General features: G+C 67.8%; 14 protein-coding genes. 13 read left to right on the forward strand and 1 reads right to left on the reverse strand.

Annotation, left to right across the window (positions count from 1 at the left end):
- Positions 1–41: 41 nt before the first annotated feature.
- From cyoB to E5CHR_RS16820, 6 genes are read left to right on the forward strand one after another with little or no spacing between them, the layout of a single operon-like run.
- Positions 42–2,045, forward strand: a complete 2,004-nt coding sequence (gene cyoB / locus E5CHR_RS16795) for a cytochrome o ubiquinol oxidase subunit I (RefSeq protein ID WP_162580906.1) — start codon at positions 42–44, stop codon at positions 2,043–2,045.
- Positions 2,038–2,679, forward strand: coding sequence for a cytochrome o ubiquinol oxidase subunit III (gene cyoC / locus E5CHR_RS16800; RefSeq protein ID WP_162580907.1), 642 nt, complete (start codon positions 2,038–2,040; stop codon positions 2,677–2,679). Before cyoB ends, cyoC begins: the two co-directional genes overlap by 8 nt.
- Positions 2,676–3,068 (forward strand): cytochrome o ubiquinol oxidase subunit IV, encoded by a 393-nt coding sequence (cyoD, locus tag E5CHR_RS16805; RefSeq protein WP_162580908.1) that lies wholly within the window; start codon positions 2,676–2,678, stop codon positions 3,066–3,068. The genes cyoC and cyoD overlap by 4 nt, the downstream gene beginning before the upstream one ends.
- Positions 3,065–3,886, forward strand: coding sequence for an SURF1 family protein (locus E5CHR_RS16810; protein WP_232062085.1), 822 nt, complete (start codon positions 3,065–3,067; stop codon positions 3,884–3,886). The genes cyoD and E5CHR_RS16810 overlap by 4 nt, the downstream gene beginning before the upstream one ends.
- A gap of 25 nt (positions 3,887–3,911) precedes the next feature.
- Positions 3,912–5,165, forward strand: a complete 1,254-nt coding sequence (locus E5CHR_RS16815; protein WP_162583755.1) for an ATP-binding protein — start codon at positions 3,912–3,914, stop codon at positions 5,163–5,165.
- Entirely contained in the window at positions 5,155–5,694 is a 540-nt protein-coding gene (locus E5CHR_RS16820) for a response regulator transcription factor (protein WP_162580909.1), read from the forward strand. The genes E5CHR_RS16815 and E5CHR_RS16820 overlap by 11 nt, the downstream gene beginning before the upstream one ends.
- 88 nt (positions 5,695–5,782) lie before the next feature.
- Here E5CHR_RS16820 and E5CHR_RS16825 read toward each other — a convergent pair whose 3' ends face one another.
- Positions 5,783–6,508: a helix-turn-helix domain-containing protein gene (locus tag E5CHR_RS16825; RefSeq protein ID WP_162580910.1), complete on the reverse strand. Its 726-nt coding sequence runs from the start codon at positions 6,506–6,508 to the stop codon at positions 5,783–5,785.
- Positions 6,509–6,705: 197 nt separating this feature from the next.
- Here E5CHR_RS16825 and E5CHR_RS16830 point away from each other — a divergent pair, with 197 nt between their 5' ends.
- Genes E5CHR_RS16830 through E5CHR_RS16860 form a run of 7 tightly spaced genes read left to right on the forward strand, consistent with a single transcriptional unit; the run spans position 6,706 to position 14,818 of the window.
- The gene (locus E5CHR_RS16830) at positions 6,706–7,860 is read left to right on the forward strand and encodes an NAD(P)/FAD-dependent oxidoreductase (RefSeq protein WP_162580911.1); all 1,155 of its coding nucleotides are present in this window, start codon (positions 6,706–6,708) and stop codon (positions 7,858–7,860) included.
- A 29-nt stretch (positions 7,861–7,889) separates the two neighbouring features.
- Positions 7,890–9,341 carry a M81 family metallopeptidase gene (locus E5CHR_RS16835; protein ID WP_162580912.1) on the forward strand — a complete coding sequence of 484 codons (1,452 nt, stop codon included), beginning with the start codon at positions 7,890–7,892 and terminating at the stop codon, positions 9,339–9,341.
- Between the two features lie 25 nt (positions 9,342–9,366).
- Positions 9,367–10,953 (forward strand): ABC transporter substrate-binding protein, encoded by a 1,587-nt coding sequence (locus tag E5CHR_RS16840; protein WP_162580913.1) that lies wholly within the window; start codon positions 9,367–9,369, stop codon positions 10,951–10,953.
- A 23-nt stretch (positions 10,954–10,976) separates the two neighbouring features.
- Positions 10,977–11,912: an ABC transporter permease gene (locus tag E5CHR_RS16845; protein WP_162580914.1), complete on the forward strand. Its 936-nt coding sequence runs from the start codon at positions 10,977–10,979 to the stop codon at positions 11,910–11,912.
- A gap of 2 nt (positions 11,913–11,914) precedes the next feature.
- Positions 11,915–12,802, forward strand: a complete 888-nt coding sequence (locus E5CHR_RS16850; RefSeq protein ID WP_162580915.1) for an ABC transporter permease — start codon at positions 11,915–11,917, stop codon at positions 12,800–12,802.
- A 10-nt stretch (positions 12,803–12,812) separates the two neighbouring features.
- Entirely contained in the window at positions 12,813–13,841 is a 1,029-nt protein-coding gene (locus E5CHR_RS16855; RefSeq protein WP_162580916.1) for an ABC transporter ATP-binding protein, read from the forward strand.
- Positions 13,838–14,818, forward strand: coding sequence for an ABC transporter ATP-binding protein (locus E5CHR_RS16860; protein WP_162580917.1), 981 nt, complete (start codon positions 13,838–13,840; stop codon positions 14,816–14,818). The genes E5CHR_RS16855 and E5CHR_RS16860 overlap by 4 nt, the downstream gene beginning before the upstream one ends.
- Positions 14,819–14,825 lie beyond the last annotated feature (7 nt).

The raw sequence follows: 14,825 nt of genomic DNA on the forward strand, positions 1-14,825 counted from the left end.
CAGCCCGCGCAGCGCCCCCCACTTGGTATTCGAGAGACACGATGCCCGACCATCCCGACCTGACGAAGTTGATCTTCGGCCGCCTCACCTGGGAGGCCATCCCCTACCACGAGCCCATCCTGGTGGCGACCTTCATCGCCGTGGCGCTGGGCGGCCTCGCGCTCGTGGGCGCGATGACCTACTTCCGCGTCTGGGGCACGTTGTGGCGCGACTGGATCACCAGCATCGACCACAAGAAGATCGGCGTGATGTACATCGTGCTGGGCCTGGTGATGCTGCTGCGCGGCTTCTCCGACGCGATCATGATGCGGCTGCAGCAGGCCGTTGCCTTCGGCCACAACGCGGGCTACCTGCCGCCGCACCACTACGACCAGATCTTCACGGCGCACGGCGTGATCATGATCTTCTTCGTGGCCATGCCGCTGGTGACCGGCCTCATGAACTACGTGGTGCCGCTGCAGATCGGGGCGCGCGACGTGGCCTTCCCCTTCCTCAACAACTTCAGCTTCTGGATGACCACCATGGGCGCGATGCTGGTGATGGCGTCGCTGTTCATCGGCGAGTTCGCCAAGACCGGCTGGCTGGCCTACCCGCCGCTCTCGGGCATCCTCTACAGCCCGGACGTGGGGGTGGACTACTACATATGGTCCCTCCAGATCGCGGGGGTCGGGACCTTGCTCTCGGGGGTGAACCTGATCGCGACCATCGTCAAGATGCGCGCCCCCGGCATGAGCCTGATGAAGATGCCCGTCTTCACCTGGACCGCGCTGTGCACCAACGTGCTGATCGTCGCCGCCTTCCCGGTGCTGACGGCCGTGCTGGCGCTGCTGTCGATGGACCGCTATGTCGGGACGAACTTCTTCACCAACGAGCTCGGCGGCAATCCGATGATGTACGTCAACCTCATCTGGATCTGGGGCCATCCGGAGGTGTACATCCTGATCCTGCCGATCTTCGGCGCCTTCTCCGAGATCGTGTCGACCTTCAGCCGCAAGCGCCTGTTCGGCTATGCGTCGATGGTGTATGCGACCGTGGTGATCACCATCCTGTCGTACCTGGTGTGGCTGCACCACTTCTTCACCATGGGCTCGGGCGCGAGCGTGAATTCCTTCTTCGGCATCACCACGATGATCATCTCGATCCCGACCGGGGCGAAGATCTTCAACTGGCTCTTCACGATGTACCACGGGCGCATCAAGTACGAGGTGCCCATGCTGTGGACCATCGGCTTCATGGTCACCTTCGTGATCGGCGGCATGACCGGCGTGCTGCTGGCCGTGCCCCCGGCAGACTTCGTGCTGCACAACAGCCTGTTCCTGATCGCGCACTTCCACAACGTGATCATCGGCGGCGTGGTGTTCGGCGCCTTCGCCGCGATCACCTACTGGTTCCCGAAGGCCTTCGGCTTCAAGCTCGACCCGTTCTGGGGCAAGTGCGCCTTCTGGTTCTGGCTGACCGGCTTCTACTTCGCCTTCATGCCGCTGTACGCGCTGGGCCTGATGGGCGTGACGCGCCGGCTGAACTACATCGAGGACCCTTCGCTGCAGATCTGGTTCCAGATCGCCGCCTTCGGTGCGTTCCTGATCGCGCTGGGCATCCTCAGCTTCCTCATCCAGCTGGTGGTGAGCTTCATGCGGCGCGAATCGCTGCGCGACACGACCGGCGACCCGTGGCACGGCCGCACGCTGGAGTGGTCCACCTCCTCGCCGCCGCCGGCCTACAACTTCGCGTTTACCCCGCGCATCCATGACAACGATGCCTGGTGGGACATGAAGCAACGCGGCTACGAGCGGCCGGTGGACGGCTTCGCGCCCATCCACATGCCGAAGAACACCGCCGCGGGCTTCGTGCTGTCGGTCATCAGCGCGGTGATGGGCTTTGCGCTCATCTGGCACATGTGGCTGATCGCCGGCGTGGCCTTCGCCGCGCTCATCCTCGCGACCATCATCCATACCTTCAACTACAAGCGCGATTACCACATCCCTGCGGACGAGGTCGTCCGTACGGAAGCGGCGCGCACACGCATGCTGGCCGGCCATGTCTGAGATCACCGCCCACTCCTCCCCTGTCGCGGCCCGCATGGCGGACCGTTCGGTGTTCCTCGTGACGGAAGAGCACCACCCGGAGAACGGCACGCTGCTGGGCTTCTGGCTCTACCTGATGAGCGACTGCCTGGTGTTCGCCTGCCTGTTCGCGATGTACGGCGTGCTGGGCCGCAGCTATGCCGCGGGCCCTTCGGGTGCCGACCTGTTCGACCTGCCCCTGGTGGCGGTCAACACTGCGCTGCTGCTGCTGTCCTCCATCACCTACGGCTTCGCGATGCTGGAGATGCTGAAGAAGCGCAAGGGCGGCACGCTGATGTGGCTGGCCATCACCGGCTTGCTCGGCGCGGGCTTCATCGGCATCGAGCTCTACGAGTTCGCCCACCTGCTGCACGAAGGCGCCGGCCCGCAGCGCAGCGCCTTCCTGTCCTCCTTCTTCACGCTGGTGGGCACGCACGGGCTGCACGTCAGCTTCGGCATCATCTGGCTGATCACGCTGATGATCCAGGTCGGCAAGCATGGGCTGATCGCCGAGAACAAGCGGCGGCTGTTCTGCCTGTCGATGTTCTGGCACTTCCTGGACGTCGTGTGGATCGGCGTCTTCACCTTTGTCTACCTGATGGGGAGCCTGCGATGAGCGCGCCGCAGCATCACGACGAGCACCACGGCCATGGGCACGATGACGACGACCACGGCCTTCACATCAGCGCCAAGGGCTACCTGACGGGCTTCGTCCTCTCGGTCATCCTCACGGCCATCCCCTTCTGGCTGGTGATGGGCAAGGTCTTCGAGAGCCCGGGCACCACCGCCTTCGTGATCCTGGGCTTCGCGGCCGTGCAGATCGTGGTCCACATGATCTACTTCCTGCACCTCAACGCGCGCTCGGAAGGCGGCTGGAACATGCTGGCGCTGATCTTCACCATCGTGCTGGTGGTGATCACGCTCAGCGGCTCGCTCTGGGTGATGTTCCACCTCAACCACAACATGATGCCGGCATCCATGCACGAGATGCGCAACATGCCTTGAGCCGGACGCCGCCCGATCCATCGCGGGGACCGCGTTCCACGCCGGCGCTGGCGGTGCTCGCCCTTGCCGGCGTTCTTCTTTTTGCGCTGTTCGCGGCACTGGGCATCTGGCAGCTCGAGCGGCGGGCGTGGAAGCTGGCGCTGATCGAGCGTGTCGAGTCGCGCGTGCATGCCCCACCGGCGGACGCCCCTGCGCCGGCAGACTGGCCGCGCATCGACGCTGGCGAATATGAATACCGGCACCTGCGGCTCGAAGGCGTTCTTCTCCACGAGCGCGAAGCCCTGGTTCAGGCCTCGACCCGGCTCGGGCCAGGCTACTGGGTGCTGACGCCGCTGCGCACTGCACACGGCGTCATCCTGGTCAACCGCGGCTTCGTGCCGCACGAGCGCCGCGAGCGCGCCACGCGCAGCGGCAACGAGCCCGTGGGCGAGGTGCGCCTGACCGGCCTGCTGCGCATCAGCGAACCCGGCGGCGGCTTCCTGCGCCGCAACGACCCGGCGGCCGACCGCTGGTTCTCGCGCGACGTGCAGGCCATCGCCGCGGCGCGCGGGCTGCCGCACGTCGCCCCTTTCTTCGTGGACGAGGACGCCCCCGCCGCGCAGCCCACGGGCGCCGAGCCGCGATGGCCGGTGGGCGGACTGACCGTGATCGCCTTCCACAACAACCACCTGGTCTACGCCCTCACCTGGTTCGGCCTGGCCCTGGGCGTCGCGCTGGCCGCCTGGCTGGTGGCGCGCGCCGAGCACCGCCTGCGCAGGACGCACGGGCCGGGCGCGACCGACGTCGCCGAAAGTACCCGTGATTCAGCCGCAGACTGAAGCCGACGCCACCGGCCTGAAGAACATGCAGCAGCTGATCCAGCTGCGCTGGATCGCCGTGGTCGGCCAGGTCGCCACCATTGCGTTCGTGCACTTCGGCTTCGGCATCCGCCTGCCGCTGGGACCGATGCTCGGCGCGCTCGGTTTCCTCGCCATCTTCAACCTGGTGAGCCTGTGGCGCTGGGATCATCACGAGGACGTGACGGACCTCGAGCTCTTCGTCGCGCTCCTGGCCGACGTCGGCACGCTGACCGCGCAGCTCTACCTGAGCGGCGGCGTCACCAATCCCTTCATCTTCCTGTTCCTTCTCCAGGTCTGCCTGGGCGCGGTGCTGCTGGGCCCGGTCTACTCGCACACGCTGATCGGCGTGACAGTGGCCTGCTTCGTCGGTCTGATCCTGTTTCACCGGCCCCTGGAGATCCCGCCGGAAAACGGCCGCGGCCTCGCCAGCCCTTACATCCAGGGCCTGCTGGTCTGCTTCGCACTCAATGCCGCGCTGCTGGCCATCTTCATCGCCCGCATCAACCGCAACCTGCGCGCGCGCGACGCCCGGCTGGCCGGCCTGCGCCAGCGCGCCGCCGAGGAGGAGCACATCGTGCGGATGGGCCTGCTGGCGAGTGGCGCGGCCCACGAGCTCGGCACGCCGCTCGCCACGCTGGCGGTGATCCTGGGCGACTGGCAGCGCATGCAGCCTTTCGCCGCCGAGCCCGAGCTCCGGCAGGAAATCGAGGAAATGCAGGCCCAGGTGGCGCGCTGCAAGACCATCGTCAGCGGCATCCTGCTGTCGGCCGGCGAGGCGCGCGGCGAGGCGCCGGCGCACACCACCGTCAACGCCTTCATGGACGAGCTGGTGGCCGAGTGGCGCGCCACCCGCACGCTCGATGCGCTGGCCTATTCCAACGTGTTCGGCGACGATGTCGCCATCGTGTCGGATTCGGCCTTGAAGCAGACGCTCTACAACGTGCTCGACAACGCGCTGGAGGCCTCGCCCCGCTGGGTCGGCCTGGAAGCCGCGCGCGAAGGCGAGTGGCTGCGACTGACAGTGAGCGATGCCGGCCCGGGCTTCGCTCCCGAGATGCTGGCGCACCTGGGCAAGCCTTACCAGTCGAGCAAGGGCCGGCCCGGCGGGGGGCTGGGCCTGTTCCTGGTCGTCAACGTCGCGCGCACGCTCGGCGGCAGCGTGTCGGCCCGGAACCGCCCCGAAGGCGGGGCCGCCGTGACGCTGCGCCTTCCGCTGGGCGCACTGACTCCGGAGGAGACTGCGCGCCATGGACGCTGAGCAACGGCTGCTGCTGATCGTCGAGGACGATGCCGCTTTCGCGCGCACGCTGAGCCGCTCCTTCGAGCGGCGCGGCTACCAGGTGCTCGTGGCCGCCAGTGCCGAGCAGGTGACGGCGCTGCTGCAGGACCATTCCCCCGGCTATGCGGTGGTGGACCTGAAACTGGCCGGCGGCGCCTCGGGCCTGGCCTGCGTGCAGATGCTGCATCAGCACGACGCCACCATGCTGATCGTGGTGCTCACCGGCTACGCCAGCATCGCCACCGCGGTCGAGGCCATCAAGCTCGGCGCCTGCCACTACCTCGCCAAGCCCTCGAACACCGACGACATCGAGGCTGCCTTCGGCCGCGCGCAGGGCGACGCCGAGGTCGCGCTGACCGAGCGCTCCACCTCGATCAAGACGCTGGAATGGGAGCGCATCCACGAGGTGCTGGCCGAGACCGGCTTCAACATCTCCGAGGCGGCGCGGCGGCTGGGCATGCATCGGCGGACGCTGGCTCGGAAGTTGGGGAAGCGGCAGGTGAAGTAGCGGGCGTACGCGCGCATTGTCCCTCCTTGCGGGCTGCGGTGGGCTCTTCTCGGTCCGGAAGCGACGAGGGCATCGATCTCCACGATCGTTACCGCGCCCGCCCTGCGCCGCGCTTCGCCGTCGTGCCCTTCCTCGCCGGCACCGCCGCCGCCCCCGGCGCATCCGCCATGCGCCGCTCGCCATCCCGGGCCCGCTGCATGAAGCTGCTCTCCGTGGATGTCACGCCGACGATCTTCGCGAGTTGGCGGCTGACGCTGACGTAGGCGTGGCCGATGCGGCTGTCGAAGTAGATCGAGTCGCCGCGCGCCAGGTGAACGACGTCGCCATTCTCGAAATGAACGTCCATCTCGCCCACGAGGACGTAGGCGAACTCTTCGCCCGCATGGCGGGCGAAATCCTCCGGGCCGTGGATGCGGCGTGCGTGCACCGTGCCGACCACGGGGCTCATCTTCTTGCCGGCTGCCGTGGTGCCCAGGAATTCGTAGGCGAATGACAAGCCGCGGTAGACCACGCCCTTGCCCGCGCGCGTCACGACTGGTCCGTCGAGCTGCGCCGGCTTGACACCCTCGCCCGCGAACATGGCGTTCATGTCCATCTGCAGTGCCCGCCCGAGCGCCGCGAAGTTCTCGTAGCCGAGTGCGAGCTGCCCGCGCTCGGCGCGCGAGATGGTAGTGATCGACACACCCGAAAGCTCCGCCAGCTGCGCCAGGGTCCAGCCAAAGGCCTTGCGCGCGGTGCGCAGGCGCTTGCCGAAGGCATCGCGGTCGAGCGTATGGGGTTCGGCGTCGGGCCGGGCGGCGGGGTGTGCTTTCAAGTCGGGGTCCTGGTGGCTCAGCCTCGGATTTTGCCGCTTTTCGTGGCACACAAGTTGCGTATACGCAAATTGCGTTGACGCAAATCACACCAGCAAGAGGCGCAGTATTTACCCGTAGAGGCGATCAAGTTTTTTCGTATCCGCAAATTTCTGACTAAACTTCGTCGCATTCCGGGCTCTCCACACGACCTCATTCGATGACTTCCCACCCTCCCCCGGTGCAAGCCGACTACCTCGTCATCGGCGGCGGCATTGCCGGTGCATCGGTCGCGCACTGGCTGGCGCCGCATGGCCGCACCGTCGTGCTGGAGCGCGAGGCGCAGCCGGGCTATCACTCCACGGGTCGTTCGGCCGCACTGTTCATGGAGAGCTACGGCACTGCGCAAGTGCGCGCGCTCACGATGGCGAGCCGCGCCTTCCTGTCGGCGCCGCCGCCGTGCTTCGGCGAGCACCCGCTGCTCACGCCGCGCGGAGCGATGATGGTCGCGAGTGCGGCGCAGATGCCCCAACTCGAAGCGCACTGGCAAGTGCTGCAGGCCATGGACCGCGGTGCCCAGCGCCTGGACGGCGACGCGGCCCGCAGGCTCATTCCGGCGCTTCGCCCCGACCAGGTGCAAGGCGCCGTCTACGAGCCCGATGCCGCAGACATGGACGTGCATGCCATCCACCAGGGCTACCTGCGCGGCATGCGCCAGGCTGGCGGCCAGCTGGTTTGCGATGCCGAGGTCACCTCGATGACCCGCACGGGCGAGCGCTGGCGCGTCGAAGCGGGCGGCAGCGTGTACGAGGCTCCCGTGGTGCTCAATGCCGCCGGCGCCTGGGTCGATGCCATTGCGCGGCTCGCGGGCGCGCAGCCGATCGGCATCGAGCCGCGCCGCCGCTCGGCCTTCACCTTCGCGCCGCCGCCCGATGCGGATATCGCACGCTGGCCCATGGCCTTCGGTGCAGAAGAGGACTGGTACATCAAGCCCGACGCCGGCATGCTGCTCGGCTCACCCGCCAACGCCGACCTGGTCGAGCCGCAGGACGTGCAGCCCGAGGAGATGGACATCGCGCTCGCCATCCACCGCATCGAGGAAGCGACCACGCTCGCGATTCGCCGGCCTGCACGCAGCTGGGCCGGGCTGCGTTCCTTCGTTTCCGACGGCGACCTCGTCGGCGGTTTCGACGACGCGGTGCCGGGCTTTTTCTGGATCGCGGCGCAGGGCGGCTACGGCATCCAGACCTCGGCCGCCATGGGAGAGACCTGTGCAGCGCTGGCACGCGGCCTGCCGGTGCCCGCGCATGCCGCTTCCTTCGGGCTCACGGCCGAGATGCTGGGGCCGCAACGCTTGCGGCGCCGCGCCGCCTGAGCCCCGTTCCATCTTCACAAGGAGCTTTCGTGCGTGTCTTCAGCGGATCCCTCGCCACCGAAACCAACACCTTCGGGCCCATGCCCACCGGACTCGCGTCCTTCAAGGACCGCGGCTACTTCCCGGCAGGGAAACATCCGGAGCAGATGACCTTCTTCTCGGGCCCGCTGTGGGCCGCGCGGCTGCGTGGCAAGGAGCGCGGCTGGGACCTGGTCGAGGGCATGGTGGCCGGCGCGCAGCCCAGCGGTACCACCACCCGGCACGCCTACGAGACCCTGCGCGATGAATTGCTCGCTGACCTGCACGCCGCGCTGCCGGTCGACATGGTGGTGCTCGGCCTGCACGGTGCCATGGTGGCCGATGGCTACGACGACTGCGAAGGCGACCTGCTGCAGCGCGTGCGCGCGATCGTCGGTCCCGATGTCGTGGTCGGCGCCGAGCTCGATCCGCACAGCCATTTGACGCGCGAGATGGTGGACAACGCCGACCTGCTCATCGCCTTCAAGGAATACCCGCACACCGACGTGTTCGAGCGCGCGATCGAATTGGTGGACCTGTGCGCCGCCAAGGTCGAGGGCAAGATCCGGCCGGTGGCCTCGATGGTCGATTGCGAGATGATCGTGACCATCCACACATCGCGTGAGCCGGCCCGCAGCTTCGTCGACCGCCTGCAGTCGATGGAAGGCAAGGACGGTGTGCTCTCGGTCTCTGTCGCGCACGGCTTCGCCTGGGGCGACGTGCCCGAGATGGGCACCAAGGTCCTGGTCTACACCGACGGTGACCGGGCCAAGGCCGATGCGCTCGCGCGCCGCCTGGCCGACGAGCTGATCGGCATGCGCGAAGCGCTCGGCGTGCGTTACCCCGGGATCGACGCCGCGCTCGACGAGGCCCTCGCCTTCGACGGCGGACCGGTCGTGCTGGCAGACGGCGCCGACAACCCAGGCGGCGGCGCGGCGAGCGACGCGACGTTCATCCTGCGCCGCATGGTCGAGCGGGGCATCGGCAATGCGGCGATCGGACCGATGTGGGACCCGGTCGCCGTGCGCATCGCCTTCGATGCCGGCGTCGGCGCCAGGCTGCCGATGCGCATCGGCGGCAAGATCAGCCCGCTCTCGGGCGATCCGCTCGACCTCGACTGCACGGTCAAGGCGCTGCAGCGCGACCTGGTGATGACCGGACTGTCGAACACGCCCACGCTGATGGGTGACAGCGCGCTGGTCGAGGCCAGCGGCATCGAGATTGTGCTGATCACGCTGCGCAACCAGGCCATGGGAACAGACCTCTTCACGCAGCTCGGCTGCGACCTCGCGGCGAAGAAGATCATCGTGGTCAAGTCGTCCCAGCACTTCTACGCCTCCTTCTCGAAGGTCGCCAGGCACGTGATCTATGCCCGCGCGCCCGGCGCCGTGACTCTGGACCTCACGACCCTTCCCTATCGCAAGGTCCGGCGGCCGAAGTGGCCGCTCGACACCGCTGCCTGAATCCACCCAGACCGGAGAACCGACGATGAAACGACGCACCCTTGCCGCCCTCGCTGCCGCTGGAGCCATGAGCCTCGCGGCGGTCAGCCTGCCAGCACAGGCGCAGCAACAGGCCAAGACGCTGAAGGTGGTGGCACACGCCGACTTGAAGATCCTCGACCCGACCTTCACCACCGCCTACATCTCGCGCAATTTCGGCTACATGGTCTACGACACGCTGTTCGCGCAGGACGCGACCGGCGCGCCCAAACCGCAGATGGTCGACAAGTACACCAGCTCCAAGGACGGCAAACAGTGGAGCTTCACGCTGCGCCCGGGCCTGAAGTTCTCCGACGGCAGCGCCGTCACCTCGGCCGACGTGATCGCTTCGCTTCAGCGCTGGGGCGCGCGCGACAGCCTGGGCCGTGCGATGGGCGCGGCCGGCGCCCAATGGAAGGCGGTCGATGCGCAGAGCTTCAGCCTCTCGTTGAACGAGCCGTTCGGCATGGTGCTCGATGCGCTGGCGAAGCCCTCCGGCTTTCCTCCGGTGATCCTGCCCGAGCGCCTGGCCAGGATGCCCGCCACCTCGCCGCTGACCGAAGTGCTGGGCTCAGGCCCCTTCATCTTCAAGCGCGACGAATGGGTGCCGGGCAACAAGGCCGTGTTCGTGCGCAACCCCAACTATGTGGCGCGCAGCGAGCCGCCCAGCGGCCTGGCAGGCAGCAAGAAGACCAGCTTCGAGCGCGTCGAGTGGCTCTACCTGCCCGATGCCAACAGCGCCATCGCGGCCCTCAAGGCGGGCGAGGTCGACCTGGTGGAGCAGTTGCCGCCCGACTACATTGCGCCGCTTCGCACCGACAAGAGCATCAAGGTCGGCGCGGCGGGTGCGTGGCAAGGCTTCCTGGTGCTGAACCAGCTGCATCCGCCCTTCAACAACCCGAAGGCGCGACAGGCCCTGCTGCACGCGGTGAACCAGGAGCGCTTCACGGCCGCCATGGGCTACCCCCTGGACATGCGCGTGACCTACTGTGCGAGCTACTTCATCTGCGGCAGCCCCAACGAGACGGATGCCGGCGCCGAGCCATTCCGCAAGCCCGATCTCGCCAAGGCCAAGCAACTGCTTGCGGAGGCGGGCTACAAGGGCGAGAAGGTCGTCCTGCTGGTGCCCAGCGACGTCACCTACCTCAATGCGGAGGCGCTGATGGCCGCACAGACGATGCGCAGCATCGGCATGAACGTCGACATGCAGAACATGGACTGGGCCTCGATCGGCGCGCGCCGCGCCAAGCGCGATGCGCCCGAGGCCGGCGGCTGGAACATGTACGTGACCGTGGCCGGCGAGTTCGACGTCAACTCCCCGATCACCAACGCCTACCTGAGCCCCGCCTGCGGCAACAGCCTGCCCGGATGGCCGTGCGACAAGCAGCTCGATGAACTGCGCACCGCATGGATCCGGGAGACCGTGCCTGCGAAGCGCAAGGAATTGCTCGACGCCTTCCAGAAGCGGGCCTATGAAGCCGTGCCATACGTGAGCGCGGGCCAGTACTCGGCCGCATTCGCCGCACGCGCCAGCCTCAAGGGCGTCGACAAGCTGTGGGCGGGCATGCCCACGGTCTGGATGCTCGACAAGTAGGCGGCGCCGGGAGGCTCGCAGTCATGGGCTACTTTCTCCGGCGCCTCGCGTCCACTCTGCCCGTGATGGCGGTGGTGGCCCTGGTCGTGTTCCTGCTGATCCACCTGTCTCCGGGCGACCCGGCAGCGCTGATTGCGGGCGACCTCGCCACGGCCGATGACATCGCCAAGCTGCGCACCGCGCTCGGCCTGGACCAGCCGCTCGCGCAGCAGTTCCTCATCTGGCTCGGCAAGCTCGCCACCGGCGACCTCGGCACCTCGATCTTCACGCAGGTGCCGGTGGCGCAACTGCTTGCCCAGCGGCTGGAGCCGACCCTGTCCATCGCGGTGCTGACGATGGCCATCACGCTCGTGGTCGCCGTGCCACTGGGCACGCTGGCCGCGCACCGCGCAGGCAGCTGGATCGACCGGCTGGTGATGCTGTTCGCGGTGCTTGCCTTCTCGGTCCCGGTGTTCCTGGTCGGCTACCTGCTGATCTACACCTTCGCGATTCAGCTGCCGTGGTTGCCGGTGCAAGGCTACGTGCGCCTTGCCGAAGACCCGGTGGGCTGGCTGCGGTCGCTGGTGCTGCCCTGCGTGAACCTCGCGCTGGTCTACATCGCGCTGGTGACGCGCATGACGCGCGCCACCGTGTTGGAGGTGCTGCACGAGGACTACATCCGTACCGCGCGTGCCAAGGGTCTCGGCGTCCTCCCCGTTCTGGGCCATGCGCTGCGCAATGCGGCGATCCCGATCGCGACCACCGTGGGCGTGGGCATCGCGCTGCTGATCGGCGGCGTGGTGGTGACCGAAACCGTGTTCGCCATTCCTGGAGTCGGACGCCTGGTGATCGATTCCGTCCAGCGCCACGACTATCCGGTGATCCAGAGCGTGCTCCTGATCTCGGCCGGCGTGTACGTGCTGATCAACCTGCTCATCGACCTGAGCTACCGCCTCTTCGACCCTCGCATCCAGTACTGAGCATGTCCAGCACCCTTCCCTTGAACGAGGCACTGCCGGCAAGCGACGCGCCTGCCGCACCCAGGCGCTGGCGCTGGTTGCGCAAGCATCCGACGCTCGTCCTCGGCGCGCTGCTGCTGATCGCGATGGCGCTGCTCTCGATCGCGGCACCATGGATCGCCACCCATCACCCGCAGGACATCGACCCCCTCGCGCGCATGCAGCCGGCCTCGGCCGAGCACTGGTTCGGCACCGATGCGCTGGGCCGCGACGTCTTCAGCCGCGCGGTGTGGGGCGGCAGGGTCTCGATGGTGGTCGGCCTCACCGTGGCTTGCCTCGCAACCGTGTTCGGCGTTCTGCTCGGGTTGATGGCGGGCTTCGTGCGCTGGACCGATCCTTTCATCATGCGCGTGATGGACGGGCTGATGGCGATCCCCGGCATCCTGCTCGCGATCGCGCTGATGGCGGTCACGCAGGCCAGCCTCACGACCGTCATCGTGGCCATCACCATCCCCGAGGTCCCGCGGGTGGCGCGGCTGGTCCGTTCGCTCGCCCTCACCTTGCGCGAGCAGCTCTTCGTCGAGGCGGCGCATGCGGTCGGCACACGGCTGCCGCTGATCCTGCTGCGTCACGTGCTGCCCAACATCGTGGCGCCGCTGATCGTGCAGGCCACCTTCGTCGCCGCAGCGGCGGTGCTGACCGAGGCGGTGCTGTCATTTCTCGGCGTCGGCGTGCCGGCACAGACGCCGAGCTGGGGCAACATGATGGCCGAGGGCCGCAACTTCGTGGCGGTGGCGTTCCACATCATCCTGTACCCGGGGCTGCTGCTGGCCGCGACAGTGCTCGCCATCAACCTGCTGGGCGACGGCCTGCGCGATGCGCTCGACCCTCGCCTGGCGCGTCAGCTGTGAGGCGCGCGCAATGAAGATGTCCCGCATTTCCATCGCCGACGGCGAACCCGTGCTCGAGGTCCAGGACCTGCGAACGCATTTCGACACGCTCGCCGGGACGGTGCGCTCGGTGGACGGCGTGTCCTTCACGGTGCGCGCCGGCCGCACGCTGGGCGTGGTCGGCGAATCGGGCTGCGGCAAGAGCGTGACGGCGTTGTCGGTGCTGCGACTGGTGCCGATGCCGCCCGCGCGCATGAGCGGAACGGTGCGCCTGCGCGGCACCGACTTGCTCCGGCTGAGCGAGAGGGAAATGAGGCAGATCCGCGGCAATCGCATCTCGATGATCTTCCAGGAGCCGATGACCTCGCTGAACCCCGTGCTGACCGTGGGCCGCCAGATCGCCGAGACGGTGCAGCTGCACCAGAAGCTCGGCCGCGCCGATGCGCTCGTCCGTGCAATGGAGATGCTGCGCGTGGTCCAGATCCCCGAGCCCGGGCGCCGCGTGAACGAGTACCCGCACCAGCTGTCCGGCGGCATGCGCCAGCGCGTGATGATCGCGCTGGCCTTGGCCTGCAACCCCGAGGTCTTGATCGCGGACGAGCCCACCACGGCGCTCGACGTGACGATCCAGGCCCAGATCCTCGACCTCATCAAGCGGCTGCAGAAGGAATTGGGCATGGGCGTGGTCATGATCACGCACGACCTCGGCGTCGTGGCCGAAAGCTGCGACCGCGTGATCGTGATGTATGCCGGGCGAAAGGTCGAGGAAGCCGATGTGCTCGACCTCTTCGACCGCCCGCAGCATCCGTACACGCGCGCGCTGATGGCCTCGATGCCGTCGATGAACAGCAGTGGCACGCGGCTGGCGGAAATCCCGGGCATGGTCCCGGCGCCGCACGAACTGGGCGGCGGCTGCGCCTTTGCAGCGCGCTGCCCGCATGCCAATGCGCGCTGCACGGCCGAGACGCCATCGCTCGTCGAACAGGGTGCCGGCCACGCCGTCGCCTGCTTCGCGGTCGCGGAAGGCCGCGTCGAATGGGCGCAGGAGGTGGCAGCATGAACGCGCCCGTGCTGCTCGAGGTGCAGAAGCTCACGAAGCACTACGCGGCGCGGCAACGCTGGCTTGCCAAGCCCCGGCCGCCGGTCCAGGCGGTGGACGGCGTCTCCTTCACCGTTGCGCGCGGCGAGACGCTGGCGCTGGTCGGCGAATCGGGATGCGGCAAGACCACCACCGCGAAGTCGGTGATGCGTCTGGTCGAGCCGAGCTCGGGCTCGGTGCGGCTCGAAGGCGAGGAGCTGACCACGCTGTCAGCGCACGAGATGCGCTTGCGCCGGCGCGAGCTGCAGATCATCTTCCAGGACCCGTATGCCTCGCTGAACCCGCGCTTGTCGGCCGGCGACATCGTGGCCGAGCCGCTGAAGAACTTCGGGATGGCGTCGGGCGCGCAACGCAGGGAACGCGTGCAGTGGCTGTTCAGCAAGGTGGGCCTGCGACCCGAAGCGGTGAAGAAGTACCCGCACGAGTTTTCGGGTGGCCAGCGACAACGCTTGGGCATCGCGCGGGCGCTTGCGCTCAATCCCAAGCTGATCGTGTGCGACGAGCCGGTTTCGGCGCTTGACGTGTCGGTGCAGGCGCAGGTGGTCAACCTGCTGATGGACCTGCAGGCCGAGTTCGGCATCGCCTACCTCTTCGTTGCGCACGACCTCGCCGTGGTGCGCCACATCAGCCATCGCGTGGCGGTGATGTACCTCGGCCACATCGTCGAGGTCGCCGACCGGGGCACGCTGTTCTCGGCGCCCCGCCATCCCTATACGGAGATCCTGCTGTCGGCGGTGCCTGTCCCCAACCCACGGACGCCGGCCAGGCGCATTCTTCTGCAGGGCGACCCGCCCAGCCCGGCCAACCCGCCTTCCGGCTGCCGCTTTCATACGCGCTGTCCGCTGGCACAGGCGGTGTGCGAGGACAAGGCGCCCGAGCTCAGCGAACGGCCATCGAGTCCCGCCGGCGGCCACTGGGTCGCCTGCCATTTCCGCTGACATGGAT

It is taken from the genome of Variovorax sp. PBS-H4, from assembly GCF_901827205.1.
Classification (GTDB): domain Bacteria; phylum Pseudomonadota; class Gammaproteobacteria; order Burkholderiales; family Burkholderiaceae_C; genus Variovorax.

What these genes read in the sequence shown, in the direction of transcription:
- E5CHR_RS16820 (WP_162580909.1), top strand. Translation starts at nt 5,155, where the DNA reads ATGGACGCTGAGCAACGGCTGCTGCTGATCGTCGAGGACGATGCCGCT.
- cyoC (WP_162580907.1), top strand. Translation starts at nt 2,038, where the DNA reads ATGTCTGAGATCACCGCCCACTCCTCCCCTGTCGCGGCCCGCATGGCG.
- E5CHR_RS16850 (WP_162580915.1), top strand. Translation starts at nt 11,915, where the DNA reads ATGTCCAGCACCCTTCCCTTGAACGAGGCACTGCCGGCAAGCGACGCG.
- E5CHR_RS16845 (WP_162580914.1), top strand. Translation starts at nt 10,977, where the DNA reads ATGGGCTACTTTCTCCGGCGCCTCGCGTCCACTCTGCCCGTGATGGCG.
- E5CHR_RS16855 (WP_162580916.1), top strand. Translation starts at nt 12,813, where the DNA reads ATGAAGATGTCCCGCATTTCCATCGCCGACGGCGAACCCGTGCTCGAG.
- E5CHR_RS16860 (WP_162580917.1), top strand. Translation starts at nt 13,838, where the DNA reads ATGAACGCGCCCGTGCTGCTCGAGGTGCAGAAGCTCACGAAGCACTAC.
- E5CHR_RS16830 (WP_162580911.1), top strand. Translation starts at nt 6,706, where the DNA reads ATGACTTCCCACCCTCCCCCGGTGCAAGCCGACTACCTCGTCATCGGC.
- E5CHR_RS16815 (WP_162583755.1), top strand. Translation starts at nt 3,912, where the DNA reads ATGCAGCAGCTGATCCAGCTGCGCTGGATCGCCGTGGTCGGCCAGGTC.
- cyoB (WP_162580906.1), top strand. Translation starts at nt 42, where the DNA reads ATGCCCGACCATCCCGACCTGACGAAGTTGATCTTCGGCCGCCTCACC.
- E5CHR_RS16840 (WP_162580913.1), top strand. Translation starts at nt 9,367, where the DNA reads ATGAAACGACGCACCCTTGCCGCCCTCGCTGCCGCTGGAGCCATGAGC.
- cyoD (WP_162580908.1), top strand. Translation starts at nt 2,676, where the DNA reads ATGAGCGCGCCGCAGCATCACGACGAGCACCACGGCCATGGGCACGAT.